Source organism: Streptococcus sp. HMSC072D03, from assembly GCF_001812855.1.
In the GTDB taxonomy this organism is placed as follows: Bacteria; Bacillota; Bacilli; order Lactobacillales; family Streptococcaceae; genus Streptococcus; species Streptococcus salivarius_D.
In genome coordinates, this window is record NZ_KV810692.1 from 19,919 (window position 1) to 36,796 (window position 16,878).

15 protein-coding genes are annotated in these 16,878 nt (G+C 40.2%); all 15 read left to right on the forward strand.

What is annotated here, in order from left to right:
- The first annotated feature begins 10 nt into the window (after positions 1 to 10).
- Positions 11 to 454, forward strand: a complete 444-nt coding sequence (locus HMPREF2877_RS09055) for a zinc-dependent MarR family transcriptional regulator (protein ID WP_022496535.1) — start codon at positions 11 to 13, stop codon at positions 452 to 454.
- A 1-nt stretch (position 455) separates the two neighbouring features.
- Entirely contained in the window at positions 456 to 1,163 is a 708-nt protein-coding gene (locus HMPREF2877_RS09060; RefSeq protein WP_013989981.1) for a metal ABC transporter ATP-binding protein, read from the forward strand.
- Positions 1,156 to 1,968 carry a metal ABC transporter permease gene (locus tag HMPREF2877_RS09065; RefSeq protein WP_013989982.1) on the forward strand — a complete coding sequence of 271 codons (813 nt, stop codon included), beginning with the start codon at positions 1,156 to 1,158 and terminating at the stop codon, positions 1,966 to 1,968. Before HMPREF2877_RS09060 ends, HMPREF2877_RS09065 begins: the two co-directional genes overlap by 8 nt.
- Positions 1,969 to 2,130: 162 nt before the next feature.
- Complete coding sequence (locus HMPREF2877_RS09070; RefSeq protein WP_049545629.1) at positions 2,131 to 3,069, forward strand: AEC family transporter; 939 nt, start codon at positions 2,131 to 2,133, stop codon at positions 3,067 to 3,069.
- A gap of 154 nt (positions 3,070 to 3,223) precedes the next feature.
- Positions 3,224 to 5,410, forward strand: coding sequence for a PTS transporter subunit IIBC (locus HMPREF2877_RS09075; protein WP_070579702.1), 2,187 nt, complete (start codon positions 3,224 to 3,226; stop codon positions 5,408 to 5,410).
- Positions 5,411 to 5,507: 97 nt separating this feature from the next.
- On the forward strand, positions 5,508 to 6,323 hold the full coding sequence (locus tag HMPREF2877_RS09080; RefSeq protein WP_070579712.1) for an endonuclease/exonuclease/phosphatase family protein: 816 nt from the start codon (positions 5,508 to 5,510) through the stop codon (positions 6,321 to 6,323).
- Between the two features lie 102 nt (positions 6,324 to 6,425).
- Entirely contained in the window at positions 6,426 to 7,775 is a 1,350-nt protein-coding gene (locus HMPREF2877_RS09085; RefSeq protein WP_070579704.1) for a glucose-6-phosphate isomerase, read from the forward strand.
- A gap of 192 nt (positions 7,776 to 7,967) precedes the next feature.
- Entirely contained in the window at positions 7,968 to 8,840 is an 873-nt protein-coding gene (locus HMPREF2877_RS09090) for a helix-turn-helix domain-containing protein (RefSeq protein ID WP_014633652.1), read from the forward strand.
- Between the two features lie 153 nt (positions 8,841 to 8,993).
- Entirely contained in the window at positions 8,994 to 10,571 is a 1,578-nt protein-coding gene (locus HMPREF2877_RS09095) for an ATP-binding cassette domain-containing protein (protein ID WP_014633651.1), read from the forward strand.
- Positions 10,572 to 10,727: 156 nt separating this feature from the next.
- On the forward strand, positions 10,728 to 11,444 hold the full coding sequence (locus HMPREF2877_RS09100; RefSeq protein WP_014633650.1) for a YebC/PmpR family DNA-binding transcriptional regulator: 717 nt from the start codon (positions 10,728 to 10,730) through the stop codon (positions 11,442 to 11,444).
- Positions 11,445 to 11,569: 125 nt separating this feature from the next.
- A complete protein-coding gene (locus tag HMPREF2877_RS09105) occupies positions 11,570 to 11,908 on the forward strand; it encodes a preprotein translocase subunit YajC (protein WP_038675213.1) in 339 nt (112 codons plus the stop codon).
- A gap of 128 nt (positions 11,909 to 12,036) precedes the next feature.
- Positions 12,037 to 12,786 (forward strand): isoprenyl transferase, encoded by a 750-nt coding sequence (locus HMPREF2877_RS09110; RefSeq protein ID WP_002886457.1) that lies wholly within the window; start codon positions 12,037 to 12,039, stop codon positions 12,784 to 12,786.
- A 12-nt stretch (positions 12,787 to 12,798) separates the two neighbouring features.
- A complete protein-coding gene (locus tag HMPREF2877_RS09115) occupies positions 12,799 to 13,593 on the forward strand; it encodes a phosphatidate cytidylyltransferase (protein ID WP_070579707.1) in 795 nt (264 codons plus the stop codon).
- Between the two features lie 16 nt (positions 13,594 to 13,609).
- Positions 13,610 to 14,872: an RIP metalloprotease RseP gene (rseP, locus tag HMPREF2877_RS09120; RefSeq protein ID WP_070579709.1), complete on the forward strand. Its 1,263-nt coding sequence runs from the start codon at positions 13,610 to 13,612 to the stop codon at positions 14,870 to 14,872.
- Between the two features lie 70 nt (positions 14,873 to 14,942).
- Complete coding sequence (locus HMPREF2877_RS09125; RefSeq protein ID WP_141751054.1) at positions 14,943 to 16,805, forward strand: proline--tRNA ligase; 1,863 nt, start codon at positions 14,943 to 14,945, stop codon at positions 16,803 to 16,805.
- The last annotated feature ends 73 nt before the right edge of the window (positions 16,806 to 16,878 follow it).

Consider the following 16,878-nt stretch of genomic DNA (forward strand, 5'->3'; position numbering starts at 1 on the left):
GGAGAAAGCAATGCTAGAACTAGAAGAACAAGTAAATCAATTGATTAATCAGATTTTGCTTAAGGCTGAAAATCAGCATGAGCTCCTCATTGGTCAGTGCCGTAGTCAGGTTAAGTTGACTAATACTCAGGAGCATATTCTCATGCTTTTGTCTGAGGGACGAAAGACCAATTCTGAGTTGGCTAAGACCCTCAATGTTAGCCAGGCTGCTGTTACCAAGGCAGTTAAAACCTTGGTCAAAGAGGGCATGTTGGAGGCTAAGAAAGATAAGGATGATGGGCGTGTGACCTACTTTGTCTTGACACAAGAAGCTCAACCCATAGCCCAAGAGCATGAGGAACACCACCAAGAGACCTTGGGGGTTTATCGGTCTGTATTGGATCAGTTTGATAATCAAGAGCGTCAGGTTATTGGACGTTTCTTGACAACATTAGCAGAAAAAATCGAGGAATAAGATGCGCTATATTACAGTTGAAGGACTGAGCTTCCAGTATGATGCGGAGCCCGTTCTGGACAATATTCACTATCATTTGGATTCTGGGGAGTTTGTAACCCTGACTGGGGAAAATGGAGCTGCCAAGTCAACGCTTATTAAGGCTACCCTAGGAATTCTCAAGCCTAAGAAGGGAACTGTAACCATCTCTGAAACCAATAAAGATGGTAAAAAGCTTCGCATGGCCTATCTTCCACAGCAGATTGCCAGCTTTAATGCAGGTTTTCCGAGCACGGTCTACGAGTTTGTGAAGTCTGGCCGTTATCCTCGTAAGGGCTGGTTCCGTCGTTTGACTAAGCACGACTTGGAGCACGTTCAACGTGCCCTTGAGTCTGTAGGTATGTGGGAAAATCGTCACAAGCAAATTGGTCGTCTCTCAGGTGGGCAAAAGCAACGTGCCGTTATTGCTCGTATTTTTGCCTCAGATCCAGATATCTTTGTCTTGGATGAGCCAACGACGGGTATGGATGCAGGAACAGCCAATACTTTCTATGAACTCATGCACCACTCGGCTCACAAGCATGGCAAGTCTGTCTTGATGATTACCCACGACCCAGAGGAAGTCAAGGAGTACACCGACCGTAATATTCATCTGGTTCGTAACCAGAAATTGCCTTGGCGTTGTTTCAATGTCCATGAAAAGGATGGAGAGGAGCACAAACATGATTAGTGAATTATTAGCCTATGATTTTATGCAACGTGCTATTCTCGCCGTGATTGCTATCAGTATCTTTTCGCCAATTTTGGGGCTTTTCTTAATTCTTCGTCGTCAGAGTCTGATGAGCGATACCTTAAGTCACGTGTCCCTAGCTGGGGTGGCTGTTGGGATTTTCTTGGGACTATCAACCACTTGGATGACCCTTGTGGTTGTGGTTATTGCTGCTTTGGTTTTAGAATATCTCAGGGTTAGTTACAAGCATTATATGGAGATTTCGACGGCTATCCTTATGTCAATGGGATTGGCAGTGGCTCTTATTCTTAGTAACAAGGCGGGTAGCAGTAGCATGAGTCTGGATAGCTATCTTTTTGGTTCTATCATCACGATTAGCGCTGAGCAGGTGCGTGCCCTCTTTGTTATTGCGGCCATTGTACTGGTCTTGACCCTACTCTTTATTCGTCCTATGTATCTTTTAACCTTTGACGAGGATACCGCTCATGTGGATGGCTTGCCAGTTCGTCTTATGTCCCTCCTCTTCAATATTGTGACAGGGATAGCGATTGCCCTGATGATTCCAGCAGCAGGATCACTTTTGGTTTCTACCATCATGATTCTTCCTGCAGCTATTGGTATGAAAATAGGTCAAACCTTTAAATCTGTCATTTTTTGGGCTATTGGTATTGGTTTGGTTGGCATGCTCTCTGGTATTTTTATTTCCTATTACTGGGAAACACCAGCTAGTGCAACTATTACCCTTATCTTCATCGCCTTCTTTGGTCTGGTATCCATCTTTGAACCTCTCTTAAAAGCAGAATAAATAATAGAAGAAAAGTGCTTGAGAAATCAAGCTCTTTTTGTGATATACTAAAGTGGTTTTTGAGAGAAGTTGAAATAAGAATGGTAGATTTCTAGGCAGAAAAATGATTAGATTTTTCTGGTGTCCACTATTATTTGCAACAGTAACAAAAAAGGAGAAAACATGGAAATCTTTTTAACGAGTATATCGGGAATACTAGTCATCTTGGGTATGATTTTAGTGGGATTCGTTATGGGCGAAAAAGGCTGGTTTGACGACAAGTCACGTGGTCTTATAGCGAAGCTAGTCACTCAAATTGCCTTGCCTTGTTATATGCTCTATACAATCACACAGCGTTTCACAGCGACAGACCTGCTCAAGATGTTGCCAGAGTTGCGTTTTCCTGCACTGTCCATGGTGATTTTACTTGGGATTGCGACAGCGGTGGCTAGTATTTTTGCAGTGAAAAAGGAGCGTCGTGGTCTCTTTATCTCCATGTTTTTTAATTCAAACACCATTTTTGTGGGGCTCCCTATCAATCAAGCCCTCTTTGGCGATGCTAGTATTCCCTATGTTCTTATCTATTATATGTGCAATACGACCTTTTTCTGGACCTTGGGAACTTACCTTATTCAGCGGGATGGAGAAGGAGAGGCAGAATTTGATTTAAAAACAAGTCTGAAAAAGATCTTCTCACCCCCTCTAATGGGCTTCATGTTAGGTCTTATTATTGTTATCCTTCATATTAAATTACCAACTTTTTTAGCCAGTGACTTGCAGTATTTGGGTAGTTTGACGACTCCTTTATCTATGATTTTCATCGGTTTGTCAGTATCCAATGCAGGTGTCAAGCAGTTGGTTCTTAAAAAGGACCAGGTATTGATTTTGTTGGGACGCTTTGTAGTTGCCCCTCTTTTGATGGCTGCCATTGTTTACTGGGCACCTCTCCCAACTTTGATGAAACAAGTTTTTATCATCCAGTCTGCCATGCCTGTCATGACCAATGCTCCAGTAGTTGCCAAACTCTATGGAGCTGATAGTGATTACGCAGCTGTTATGGTTACTGAGACTACCCTTGCAACCATGGTTGTTATCCCAATTTTGATGGTTCTGATGGCTTAAAAATAATCAAGTAACCCCTGTTTTTCTGGGGGTTTTTAAATTTGTAAAAAAATTCAAAAAAAGTTTACGAAAACGCTTTACAAATCATAAAAAGATGCTATAATAAATACATAAGTTATGCAAGCGTTTGCATCGAAACGTAGGAGGAAATGAAATGAATAAGCTAAAAGAAAAATTTGGCTTTGAGTTCTGGCAAAAATTCGGTAAAGCCCTCATGGTTGTTATCGCAGTTATGCCAGCAGCAGGTCTCATGATCTCACTCGGTAAAACAGTTGCCATGATTAATCCAAACGTGGCACCACTCGTTATTACTGGTGGATTTCTTGAGCAGATTGGTTGGGGGGTTATTGGTAACCTTCACATCTTGTTCGCCCTTGCCATTGGTGGTAGCTGGGCTAAGGAACGTGCAGGCGGTGCCTTTGCGGCAGGTCTTGCCTTTATCTTGATTAACCGTTTGACTGGTTCAATCTTTGGTGTTACTTCAGATATTCTTGCTGATAAGGCTGCTACAGTCCACACCATTTTTGGTCAATCAATCAAGGTATCTGATTACTTCATCAGTGTTATGGAAGCTCCAGCCCTCAACATGGGTGTGTTCGTAGGTATCATCTCTGGTTTCATCGGAGCTACTGCCTTCAACAAATACTATAACTTCCGTAAATTGCCAGAAGCTTTGTCATTCTTCAATGGTAAACGCTTCGTACCATTCGTAGTTATTCTTCGTTCAGCTATCGCAGCTATCGTCCTTGCTATCGTATGGCCAGTTATCCAATCAGGAATCAACGGCTTTGGTATGTGGATTGCCAACTCAAAAGAAACTGCTCCAATCTTGGCACCGTTCTTGTTCGGTACTTTGGAACGTCTTCTCTTGCCATTTGGTCTCCACCACATGTTGACTATCCCAATTAACTACACTCAATTGGGTGGTACTTACCACGTATTGACTGGTGCCGCTAAAGGTACTGAAGTATTGGGTCAAGACCCACTCTGGCTTGCTTGGGTTACTGACCTTGCAAACCTTAAAGGTGCACACCCAGAACAATATAAACACCTTCTTGAATCTGTTACACCAGCCCGCTTTAAAGTTGGTCAAATGATCGGTTCATTCGGTATCTTGATGGGTATCGTAGTAGCCATCTACCGTAACGTCGATGATGATAAAAAACATCAATACAAAGGGATGTTGACTGCAACTGCACTTGCAACATTCTTGACGGGGGTAACAGAGCCAATCGAGTACATGTTCATGTTCGTGGCTACTCCACTTTACATCGTTTATGCTTTGGTACAAGGATGTGCCTTTGCCATGGCTGATATCGTTAACCTTCGTGTTCACTCATTCGGTTCTATCGAGTTCTTGACACGTACACCACTTGCTATTAACGCTGGTTTGGCGATGGATATCGTTAACTTCATTTGGGTAACTGTACTCTTTGGTGTTATCATGTTCTTCATCGCAAACTTCATGATTAAGAAATTTGACTACGCTACACCAGGACGTAACGGTAACTACGAGCAAGGTGATGATGCCCCTGCAGGAGATGGTGCAGCAGCAAGTGCTGGAACAAGCTCAGCAAGCTCACAAGTCATCAATATCATCAACCTTCTTGGTGGACGTGCTAACATCGTAGACGTTGACGCATGTATGACTCGTCTCCGTGTTACTGTTAAAGAAGCTGATAAAGTCGGAACTGAAGAACAATGGAAAGCTGAAGGAGCTATGGGTCTTGTCATGAAAGGACAAGGGGTTCAAGCGATCTATGGTCCTAAAGCAGACGTATTGAAATCTGATATCCAAGACGTTCTTGATTCAGGTGAAGTTATTCCTGAAACACTTCCAAGTCAAATGACTGCTGTTCAAAAAGCAGAAGCTAACTTCAAAGGCGTGACTGACGAAGTGCATTCAGTTGCTGATGGTCAAGTTATCAACATCGAAGATGTTAAAGACCCAGTATTCTCACAAAAAATGATGGGTGATGGCTTCGCTGTAGAACCAGAAAACGGTAAAATCGTTTCACCAGTAGCTGGTAAAGTGACAAGCATCTTCCCAACTAAACACGCTCTTGGTTTGGTAACAGATAATGGTCTTGAAGTTTTGGTTCACATCGGACTTGACACTGTTAGTCTTGAAGGTAAACCATTCGACGTTAAAGTTACTGAAGGTCAAACAGTTGCTGCAGGTGACCTCTTGGTTGAAGCAAACCTTGATGCTATCCGTGAAGCAGGTCGTGAAACATCTACAGTTGTTGTCTTTACAAATGCAGATGCAATCAAATCAGTTAAAGTAGAACATACAGGTAAATTGGCTGCTAACGCTCCAGTTGCAAAAGTAGAACTTTAATTTGCTAAACGATAAACAAGCAGACAGCCCTTGGGCTGTTTTGTTTGTAAATGACCCTATGTCATTTCTAGATGCAAGTCAGAAGAGGGATAAACTTATGAAATTTCTAACTTTAAATACTCACAGTTGGATGGAAGAAGATGCAGAAGGAAAATTCCAAACCTTAAAGGAACAGATCCTAAAGGCTCAGTATGATATTATTTGCTTCCAGGAAGTTAACCAAGAAATAGAGACTTCTGTTGTTGACACGGATGCTTACTATCATGCACTTCCATCAGCAACACCTATCCACCAAGATCACTTTGTCCGTCTTCTTGTGGAAAAGTTGGCTGAAGAAGGTCTTCAATACCATTGGACTTGGGCCTATAATCACATTGGTTATGATCACCTTAATGAGGGGGTTGCCGTCTTGTCACGTCAACCATTGACAGCGAGTGAAATCTTGGTTTCAGATGTTGATGATCCAACTGACTACCATACACGCCGTGTAGCAGTTGCTGAAACTACTGTAGATGGCCGAGAAGTTGCTGTTGCTAGTGTTCACCTTTCATGGTGGGACAAAGGTTTCCAAGAAGAGTGGGCACGTATTGAGGAACGTTTCAAAGCTATTGGGAAACCGCTCATCCTAGCAGGTGACTTTAATAACCCAGCAGGTCGCGAAGGGCATCAAGCCATCTTGGCTAGCTCGCTCAATCTTCAAGATAGTTTTGAAGTAGCTAAAGAAACAACTGGTAGCTATACAGTTGAACCAGGTATCGATGGCTGGAAGGGCAATGAAGAGCCTTTACGTATCGATTATGTCTTTGCTAGCCAAGATTGGACAGTAGAGCGCCTTAGTGTGATTTTTGATGGCAATAATCAACCTTTGGTAAGTGACCACTACGGTCTTGAAGCAGAATTAACATTTAAGTAGAACTGTATCCTATTATGACCTAATAAGGGTAAAAAACATTGTCAAAAGACAAATAAAAGAGTAAACTAGAAGCTATAATTGAATTTTTATAAGGAGAGACTAATGGCTCATATTACATTTGATTATTCAAAAGTTTTGGATAAATTTGTAGCACCACACGAAGTGGACAACCTTCAAGCACAAGTAACAGTAGCAGACGAAATGATTCGCAAAGGAACTGGCCCAGGGGCAGACTTCCTTGGATGGCGTGACCTTCCAGAAAACTACGATCGTGAAGAATTTGATCGTATCTTAAAAGCTGCTGAAAAAATCAAAGAAGAAAGCGATGTTTTGGTTGTTATCGGTATCGGTGGTTCTTACCTTGGTGCCAAAGCAGCCATTGACTTCTTGAATCATCACTTTGCTAACCTTCAAACAAAAGAAGAACGCAAAGCACCACAAATCGTTTACGCTGGTAACTCAATTTCATCAACATATCTTGCAGACTTGCTTGAGTATGTTGAAGATAAAGACTTCTCAGTTAACGTTATCTCTAAATCAGGTACAACAACTGAACCAGCTATCGCTTTCCGTGTTTTCAAGGAACTCCTTGTTAAGAAATACGGTCAAGAAGAAGCAAACAAACGTATTTACGCAACAACTGACCGCCAAAAAGGTGCAGTTAAAGTTGAAGCAGATGCTAACGGTTGGGAAACTTTCGTTGTTCCAGATGACATCGGTGGACGTTTCTCAGTATTGACAGCTGTAGGTCTCTTGCCAATCGCAGCTTCAGGTGCTGATATCAAAGCCCTTATGGAAGGTGCTAACGCTGCACGTAAAGAGTACTCTTCATCTAAAATCTCTGAAAATGAAGCTTACCAATACGCTGCACTTCGTAATATCCTTTACCGTAAAGGTTACACAACTGAAATCTTGGCAAACTACGAACCATCACTTCAATACTTCTCAGAATGGTGGAAACAATTGGCTGGTGAATCTGAAGGTAAAGACCAAAAAGGTATCTACCCAACATCAGCAAACTTCTCAACAGACTTGCACTCTCTTGGACAATTTATCCAAGAAGGTACACGTAACCTCTTTGAGACAGTTGTTCGTGTGGAAAAACCACGTAAGAACGTGATTATCCCTGAATTGGAAGAAGATCTTGATGGACTTGGTTACCTCCAAGGTAAAGATGTTGACTTTGTTAACAAAAAAGCAACAGACGGTGTTCTTCTTGCACACACAGATGGTGATGTGCCAAACATGTTCATCACTCTTCCTGAACAAGATGCCTTTACATTGGGTTACATCATCTACTTCTTTGAAATTGCTATCGCCCTTTCAGGTTACTTGAATGCTATCAACCCATTCGATCAACCAGGTGTAGAAGCATACAAGAAAAACATGTTCGCCCTTCTTGGTAAACCAGGATTTGAAGAACTTGGAGCAGAACTTAACGCTCGCTTGTAATTCTCAGATAAGATCAGCTTTGGCTGGTCTTTTTTTATTCATTTGTAGGCTAAAACTCTCCATTAATGATTTCTTGTAGGTTAATTTACGAATTTTTATTTTAAATATTTTGGACTGGCTAGTTGGGTTTTGTGGCTCTTTAATTTAGAAATGATTGTTGTTATAATTAGTTCAAGCATAGGAGGATGAATCATGATTGGACCTGTGGAAATGGGTGCTTTGTTGAAAAAAATTCGTTTATCAAAGAATTTGACATTGAAAGAGCTTGCTAGTGATTATTTATCAGTATCTTTCCTATCAAAATTTGAACGTGGAGAATCTGATATCTCATTATCTAGATTTTTTCTTTTGTTAGATAAATTGGATGTCAGTATTGAAGAGTTCTATGGTATTTTATCTCAAGATAATCCAACTCATACTGAAAAGTTATTAGAAAGTGCTAGTAAGGCTTATTATCAAAACGATAGTTTATCGTTACAGAAGTACGCTGGAGAAGAGCGTCGTAAATTTGAGGTTACACAAGACAAATCATTTCTCTATAACAGTATTATGCTAGAATCTTTTTTGGCAAGTGTTTCAAATAAAGAGGTTGATGAAAATAAGGTAAGGGAATTAACAGACTATCTTTTTAGCATTGAACAATGGGGAAAAAGAGAGTTAATCATATTAGGAAATAGTATGTCGTTTATTTCCACCCAGACACTTAATGTTTTGACCAAGGAGATTGTGTATAAAACTAGACTTTTTGGAAATAGCGACTCAAATCAAAGAATCCGAATTAGTCTTCTTATTAATGCAGCTTATGAATTTTTACGACGTGATGAACTAGATTCAGCGAAATACTATTTAGATTTAGTCAATGATAGTGGAATTCCTGAGGTCCTCTTATATGAAAGACATGAGTTGATATTTGTGATGGGGTCTTACTTGATAAAGTCGGGCGAAGTTGCTGAAGGGAGAAATCTAATTGAGGGGTGCTTAGAAACTCTTAGGACTTTAGGTGCGGAAAAGTTATTGCTTGCTAAGGAATCAGAGTATCAAGAGTTGTTAAATTCCACTATATGACAATTTTATAGAGTGAGTTAAAAAATAGAATAAACTAAGACCATAGTATGACATCACTATGGTTTTTAATTTTCAATGGATATATGGTATTCCAATGTCTTCAATTTATCCAACTGATTATATACCAAGGTGATTTAGATTGTGAGGAAATCTATGAGAACCTATATTCTTAAATACAAGTATGACAATTTAGTTCATATCTTACTGTTAGCACTGAATGCTGCTATTTTTGTAAGTGCCTCGGTAACCTTAGCTTTAATGACGAATCAGCTGGTATCGAAGCGAATCCAATCTTTTTTAGCTCTATTAGGTCTAGAGGTGGGGCTTTACGTTATTTATTTAGTTTTGAATTACATTATTGCTGTACATCAAACAAAATTAATCCAAAAAATGACTTTGTCTATTCGTCAGTCTTATCTTAGTAAAATTATTCACCATTCTTTTAGTGAATTCAGAAAGACTGATATTGGAGAGCATCTCTCAGTATTAAATAATGATATCCAATTGATTGAATCAAATGGCTTTACAAGTATTTATACCCTTTGTTCAACAGTATTCACAACTTTGTTTTCAATTATTGCCTTATTAAGTTATGATGTAAGAATTGTTCTGTTAGCCATTTTTTTAACTTTATGTCTGACTTATCTTCCCAAACCATTTACCAATAAAATGCAGAAATCAATGGAGATATTTTCCAAAGCGAATGAGGAGCTTGTTTCTGGAATAAGCGATCAGTTATATGGATATGCGGATGTTTATTACGCTAGTCGTAAACAGATATTTCTTAGACAAGTGAGGTCCATTGTTGAGAAATATATTGTACAAAAAATTATTTTTACAAAAAGAAAGACTAGCACTGAGACACTGATGGCTTTATTTTCAGTTATCGCCCAGATGTTGATACTTCTTCTAACTGGTTTGTTAATTATTTTTGGAAATATTACTGTTGGAACCATTGCCTCGGTAGGACAGATATCAGGTAATATTTTTAACTCTCTATCCACTATTAATCAGCTGCAAGTGACCATTAAGTCTGTCGATCCTATCTTAAAAAAATTTCACGATTTTCCAGAGGGTCCAAAGACTTGCATAGCGACTATTCAGGATGTTCGTTTTGAGAATGTAAGTTATCATTTTGGAGATAAGGCTATTTTTGAGGGATTCACCCAAACCTTTAAAAAAGGAGGCAAGTATGCTATTACTGGATGCTCAGGTAGTGGGAAGTCAACCCTGCTTAATATATTCCTAGGCAATCTTAAAGATTACGAGGGAAAAATCTTGTTTGGAAAATTGGAGTCAAAAGAGATTGATGAGAACTCAATCGTGTCTGAATGTGCCTATGTTGGGAGTCAAACTCATATCTATAATGATACCTTGAGGAACAATTTAACCCTTTGGAATGAAGCTATTACTGATACACAAATCAAGAAAGTTCTTGAAAGAGTTAATCTTTTATCTTTCTTAAACCGTATAGATGAGCAAGTAAGCGACGGTAGCTTTTCGGAGGGTCAAAAACAAAGAATAGGCCTGATAAGAGCGTTTTTAAAAGGAAGTTCTGTTGTGATTTTTGATGAAGCAACTGCCAATCTTGACCATAATAACGCTACTCGTATTGAGCACCTATTATTAAGCAATCCCAATATCACTTATATCACGGTTACCCACCATCTTATAAAGGAAAATGAAGCATATTTTGATAAGATTATTCGTTTGGGAGAGGCCACTGAGTAAATGTTTCATATGATAAATGTTTAGGATTTATTTCAATTTTACTAACGGCAGTCAAAGTGCTATAATGTAAGGGATTGTGAATTTAGCAAGCTTTGCTATTTTCAAAAAAAGAAAAAACAAATCAGAGATACAAATCTCTTAGAAGAGGTGAATCCCATGGGACGTAAATGGGCTAATATCGTTGCTAAGAAAACTGCTAAAGATGGTGCAAACTCTAAGGTTTACGCTAAGTTTGGTGTCGAAATTTATGTGGCTGCTAAACAAGGTGAACCAGATCCAGAATCAAACTCAGCTTTGAAATTTGTTTTGGAGCGTGCTAAACAAGCGCAAGTGCCAAAACACGTTATTGATAAGGCCATTGATAAGGCTAAAGGTAACACTGATGAAACTTTCGTTGAAGGACGTTATGAAGGTTTTGGACCAAATGGTTCTATGATTATCGTAGATACTTTGACTTCAAACGTTAACCGTACAGCTGCTAACGTACGTACTGCCTTTGGTAAAAACGGTGGTAACATGGGTGCTTCAGGTTCTGTTTCATACATGTTTGATAAAAAAGGTGTTATCGTATTTGCAGGTGAAGATGCAGATGCTATCTTTGAACAATTGCTTGAAGCAGATGTAGAAGTTGAAGATGTGGAAGCAGAAGATGGTACTATCACTGTTTATACTGAGCCAACAGCTCTTCACAAAGCTTTGGAAGCTCTCCGTGCTAACGGACAAGAAGAGTTCCAAGTAACTGAACTTGAAATGATTCCACAAACTGAGGTTACTCTTGAAGGTGAAGACCTTGAAGTTTTCGAAGGACTTATTGATGCGCTTGAAGCAGACGATGATGTTCAAAAGGTATATCACAACGTAGCAGATATGTAATCTCATTCAGCACTTTCCGTCATAAGGAAAGTGTTTTTATGTGGTCTGTCTAAGGATTTGTCTTGCTTGTCCTGCCTTAATCTGATATAGTAGTAGCCAAGTGAATTATTGGAGGAATACGAAATATGAATATGATGCTAGTTTTGGCCATTTATGTGGTCGCAATTGTTGCTTATGTGGCTTTCAGCCGTCGTCGCCAAGCAAAGGCACAGGAAGATCGTTTTGCAGGTCTTGCTAAGGGTGCTGAGGTTGAAACAATCGGTGGTTTGATTGCTATTGTTGATGAGATTGACAAAGAGAATAACCGTATCGTTTTGGATGCAGAAGGTGTCTTCTTGACCTTTGATTTGAGTCGTTCAATAATGAAAGTAATCACACCAGCACCAACTACAGAAACAGCAGAAACAACTGAAAAGACAATTATCGAAGAAGATTCAGCAATTGAGTCTGCTGATGAAAAGTAAGATGTGTATTTGAGACTAGGTTAAATCCTGGTCTTTTTGCGTTTTCTAATCTTATCGGTATTAAAAGCTGTTCAGAACCCCTGAAAATGTGGTAAAATAAAGGGTAAACTATATTTAGAGGATATTCCATGTTTAAATTTAGAAAAAAATCTCATCAAGAGGTTCTAGACAATATTCCCAACCATATCGGTATTATTATGGATGGAAATGGCCGTTGGGCTAAAAAACGTCTACAACCACGTGTGATGGGGCATAAGGCTGGGATGGACGCCTTGCAAAAGGTAACTATCGAAGCGTCACAACTTGGAGTTAAGGTATTGACAGTATATGCCTTCTCAACTGAAAACTGGTCACGCCCACAAGATGAAGTGAAATTCATCATGAATTTGCCAGTTGAATTTTTTAACAAGTATGTACCAGAATTAGACAAAAATAATGTTCGTATTTTGACAATCGGAGATAACAGTCGTCTGCCTAAGGAAACCTTAGATGCTCTTGAAAAGGCAGTTGAGCAGACAAAACATAATTCCGGTTTGGTTCTCAACTTTGCACTGAACTATGGTGGTCGTGCGGAGATTGTATCTGCAGTTCAAGCGATTGCTAAAGAGGTTGAAGCAGGCAAACTCAGTCCTGAAGCTATTGATGAAGATCTCATTGCTAAGCATTTGATGACGGATAAATTGCCTTACCTCTACCGTGATCCAGATTTGATTATCCGTACGAGTGGCGAGCTTCGTCTAAGTAACTTCTTGCCTTGGCAATCTGCCTATAGTGAGTTTTACTTCACAGATGTTTTCTGGCCAGACTTTGACCAGCAAGGGCTACGTCAAGCCATCTCTGACTACAATAAACGTCACCGTCGCTTCGGTGGTGTCTAGAAAGGACCTCTCATGCAAGAACGTTTAATTGGTGGGGGTGTGGCAGCAGCCATTTTCCTCCCATTGCTCTTTATCGGTGGTCTTCCTTTCCAACTTTTGGTTGGAGCTATGGCCATGGTTGCAGTGTCTGAGATGCTTCGTATGAAGCACTTGGAGATTTTCTCTATCGAGGGTATTTTATCAATGGTGGCAGCCTTTATCTTGGCTGTGCCGATTGATCAGTATTTTATCAGTCTTCCAACAAATGCTAGTGTGACAGGTTTCGCTGTTATTTCATTTTTGATTCTAGCAGGGACAGTCCTTAATAGCGACCATTATTCTTTTGATGATGCAGCTTATCCAATCGCATCTGCCTTTTATGTTGGTTTTGGTTTCCAAAATCTCATTGCGGCACGTTTGGATAGTTGGGAAAAAGTTCTCTTTGCCCTTTTTATTGTTTGGGCAACAGATATTGGAGCTTACCTCTTTGGTCGTCAATTTGGTCAGAATAAGCTATTGCCAAAAGTATCACCAAATAAGACTATTGAAGGCAGTGTCGGAGGTATCTTATCCGCAATCATTGTAGCTCTTATCTTTGGTTTGATTAACCACAGCGTTTATGCCCCTCATAACTTCTTCTGGTTGCTTATCTGTACGATTCTCTTTAGTATCTTTGGTCAATTTGGTGATTTGGTTGAATCAGCTATTAAACGTCACTTTGGCGTTAAAGACTCAGGCAATCTTATTCCTGGGCATGGTGGTATTTTGGACCGTTGTGATAGCTGGATCTTCGTTTTCCCAATCATGCACTTCCTAGGACTTTTTTAAGAGTGGAGGTGTCTAGATGAAAGCTATTATTACCTTTTTACTGATTTTCTGTGTGATTGTCGTCTTCCATGAGTTTGGTCATTTCTTTTTCGCCAAACGCTCAGGGATTTTGGTTCGTGAATTTGCCATTGGTATGGGACCGAAAATTTTTGCACATACAGGTAAGGATGGTACCGTTTATACTATCCGTATCCTCCCTTTGGGTGGTTATGTCCGTATGGCTGGTTGGGGTGAAGATACAACTGAGATTAAAACAGGTAGCCCTGCCAGTCTAACGATTGGATCAGATGGTAAGGTAAGACGTATCAACCTTTCGGATCGCCAGATTGATCAGACGGCTTTACCTATGAACGTCACTGCCTATGATTTGGAGGATAAGTTAACCATTACAGGTCTAGTCCTAGATGAGACCAAGACCTATGAGGTTGATCATGATGCCACTATCGTTGAGGAGGATGGTACAGAACTTCGTATCGCTCCTAAGGATGTCCAATATCAAAATGCAAGCATTTGGGGACGTTTAATTACCAACTTTGCTGGTCCTATGAATAACTTCATTCTTGGGGTGCTTGTCTTTATTATCTTAGCCTTTGTTCAGGGTGGTGTTCAAGATATATCGACCAACCGTATCCAGGTAGCCGATGGAGGCGCTGCTCAGGTGGCAGGCTTGAAAAATGGTGATGCCATCGAGGCTATCAATAAGGACAAGGTTACTGATTGGGACAGCTTGAAGGAAGCATTGACAGAGAATACCCAAAAATTCTCCAAAGGTGACAGCCTTTCTGTGACAGTTAAGAGAAGTAACGGTCAGGAAGAAACAATCTCTGTTAAACCTCAGGAGAACCAAGGTAGCTACTTTTTGGGTATTTCTCCTGCTTTAAAAACAGGTCTTAAAGATAAGATTTTTGGTGGTTTCCAAATGGCTTGGGAAGGGGCCTTCAAAATTCTCGTAGCACTTAAAGGGCTTATCACCAACTTTAGTTTGAATAAACTTGGTGGACCGGTTGCTATGTTCCAGATGTCTGCCCAGGCTTCAGAAAATGGCTTGATTTCCATTCTTAACCTTATGGGGATGCTCTCAATTAACCTGGGAATTTTCAATCTTATCCCAATTCCAGCCCTTGACGGTGGAAAAATTGTTATGAATATTATTGAAGCCATTCGTCGTAAACCACTTAATCAAGAAATTGAAAGCTATATTACACTTGCAGGTGTTGCTATCATGGTTGTTCTTATGATTGCAGTCACTTGGAATGATATTATGCGTGCTTTCTTTTAATTAGAAACAAAGAAACGAAAGGAAGTCTAAGGGACTTGAGCCAAGGGCCAGCCTCCTTAGTATGTAAATGATGAAACAAAGTAAAATGTTGATTCCAACACTTCGTGAAATGCCAAGTGATGCTCAAGTTATCAGTCATGCCCTTATGGTACGTGCGGGTTACGTGCGTCAGGTTTCTGCTGGTATTTATGCTTATATGCCATTGGCAAATCGTGCTATCGAGAAATTCAAAACCATCATGCGTGAGGAGTTTGAAAAAATCGGTGCGGTTGAAATGTTGGCGCCAGCGCTTTTGACAGCAGATTTGTGGCGTGAGTCAGGCCGTTATGAAACTTACGGTGAAGACCTTTATAAACTTAAAAACCGTGATAAATCTGACTTTATCCTCGGTCCAACTCACGAAGAAACGTTTACAGCCTTGGTTCGTGATGCGGTTAAATCATACAAACAATTGCCACTTAATCTCTACCAAATCCAATCAAAATACCGTGATGAAAAACGTCCTCGTAATGGTCTTCTTCGTACACGTGAATTTATCATGAAGGATGCCTATAGTTTCCACCAAAACTATGAAGATTTGGATGTAACCTATGAAGACTACCGTAAAGCTTATGAGGCTATCTTTACACGTGCTGGCCTTGAATTTAAGGGTATCATCGGTGATGGTGGCGCCATGGGTGGTAAGGATTCTCAAGAATTCATGGCGGTCACTCCTGAGCGTACAGATCTCAACCGTTGGGTAGTTCTTGACAAGTCAATTGCTTCATTGGATGAGATCCCAGAAGATGTCATGGAAGAAATCAAGAAAGAATTGACATCATGGTTGGTATCTGGTGAAGACACAATTGCCTACTCTACAGAGTCAAGCTATGCAGCTAACCTTGAGATGGCAACAAACGCTTACACACCAGCGACTAAGGTTGTGACTCAAGAAGAAGTGACTCGTGTTGAAACACCAGATTGCAAGTCAATTGATGAAGTTGCTGCTTTCTTGAATGTTCCAGAAGAACAAACCATCAAGACTTTGCTTTTCATTGCAGATGATGAACCAGTGGTGGCTCTTCTTGTCGGTAATGATCAGGTTAACGATGTGAAGTTGAAAAACTACCTTGCTGCTGATTTCCTTGAACCAGCTACAGAAGATGAAGCACGTCAAGTCTTTGGCGCTAACTTCGGTTCTCTTGGTCCAGTTAACCTTCCTGAAAATGTTCGTATCGTTGCGGACCGTAAGGTTCAAGACGTGGCTAATGCGGTTGTTGGAGCCAATGAAGATGGTTACCACTTGACAGGGGTTAACCCAGAGCGTGACTTCAAGGCAGAATACGTGGATATTCGTGAAGTTAAAGAGGGTGAAATTTCACCAGATGGTCAAGGTGTCCTTCAGTTTGCGCGTGGTATCGAGATTGGTCATATCTTTAAACTTGGGACACGTTACTCTGAAAGTATGGGGGCTAATGTTCTTGATGAAAATGGCCGTGCTGTTCCAATCATTATGGGATGTTACGGTATCGGTGTTAGCCGTATCTTGTCAGCTGTGATCGAACAACATGCACGTCTCTTTGTTAACAAGACACCAAAAGGTCAATACCGCTATGCATGGGGAATTAACTTCCCTAAAGAATTGGCTCCATATGATGTTCACTTGATTACAGTTAACACTAAGGATGAGGAAGCCAATGCTTTGACAGAACGTTTGGAAGCTGCTCTTATGGCTGAAGGTTATGATGTCTTGACAGATGATCGTAATGAGCGTGTTGGTTCTAAATTCTCAGACAGTGACCTTATCGGACTTCCAATCCGTGTGACAGTTGGTAAAAAAGCCAGCGAGGGTATTGTCGAAGTTAAAATCAAGGCAACTGGTGATACTATTGAAGTTAATGCCGATAACTTGATTGAAACACTCGCTATCTTAACAACCGAACAAGATGCTTAATCTAAAAAATCTTTTCTTGCAGCAGCAGGAAGAGATTTTTCTTTATCTTACGAAAACCACTAGCTGTGCTAGT

What these genes read in the sequence shown, in the direction of transcription:
- HMPREF2877_RS09055 (WP_022496535.1), top strand. Translation starts at nt 11, where the DNA reads ATGCTAGAACTAGAAGAACAAGTAAATCAATTGATTAATCAGATTTTG.
- HMPREF2877_RS09060 (WP_013989981.1), top strand. Translation starts at nt 456, where the DNA reads ATGCGCTATATTACAGTTGAAGGACTGAGCTTCCAGTATGATGCGGAG.
- HMPREF2877_RS09065 (WP_013989982.1), top strand. Translation starts at nt 1,156, where the DNA reads ATGATTAGTGAATTATTAGCCTATGATTTTATGCAACGTGCTATTCTC.
- HMPREF2877_RS09070 (WP_049545629.1), top strand. Translation starts at nt 2,131, where the DNA reads ATGGAAATCTTTTTAACGAGTATATCGGGAATACTAGTCATCTTGGGT.
- HMPREF2877_RS09075 (WP_070579702.1), top strand. Translation starts at nt 3,224, where the DNA reads ATGAATAAGCTAAAAGAAAAATTTGGCTTTGAGTTCTGGCAAAAATTC.
- HMPREF2877_RS09080 (WP_070579712.1), top strand. Translation starts at nt 5,508, where the DNA reads ATGAAATTTCTAACTTTAAATACTCACAGTTGGATGGAAGAAGATGCA.
- HMPREF2877_RS09085 (WP_070579704.1), top strand. Translation starts at nt 6,426, where the DNA reads ATGGCTCATATTACATTTGATTATTCAAAAGTTTTGGATAAATTTGTA.
- HMPREF2877_RS09090 (WP_014633652.1), top strand. Translation starts at nt 7,968, where the DNA reads ATGATTGGACCTGTGGAAATGGGTGCTTTGTTGAAAAAAATTCGTTTA.
- HMPREF2877_RS09095 (WP_014633651.1), top strand. Translation starts at nt 8,994, where the DNA reads ATGAGAACCTATATTCTTAAATACAAGTATGACAATTTAGTTCATATC.
- HMPREF2877_RS09100 (WP_014633650.1), top strand. Translation starts at nt 10,728, where the DNA reads ATGGGACGTAAATGGGCTAATATCGTTGCTAAGAAAACTGCTAAAGAT.
- HMPREF2877_RS09105 (WP_038675213.1), top strand. Translation starts at nt 11,570, where the DNA reads ATGAATATGATGCTAGTTTTGGCCATTTATGTGGTCGCAATTGTTGCT.
- HMPREF2877_RS09110 (WP_002886457.1), top strand. Translation starts at nt 12,037, where the DNA reads ATGTTTAAATTTAGAAAAAAATCTCATCAAGAGGTTCTAGACAATATT.
- HMPREF2877_RS09115 (WP_070579707.1), top strand. Translation starts at nt 12,799, where the DNA reads ATGCAAGAACGTTTAATTGGTGGGGGTGTGGCAGCAGCCATTTTCCTC.
- rseP (WP_070579709.1), top strand. Translation starts at nt 13,610, where the DNA reads ATGAAAGCTATTATTACCTTTTTACTGATTTTCTGTGTGATTGTCGTC.
- HMPREF2877_RS09125 (WP_141751054.1), top strand. Translation starts at nt 14,943, where the DNA reads ATGAAACAAAGTAAAATGTTGATTCCAACACTTCGTGAAATGCCAAGT.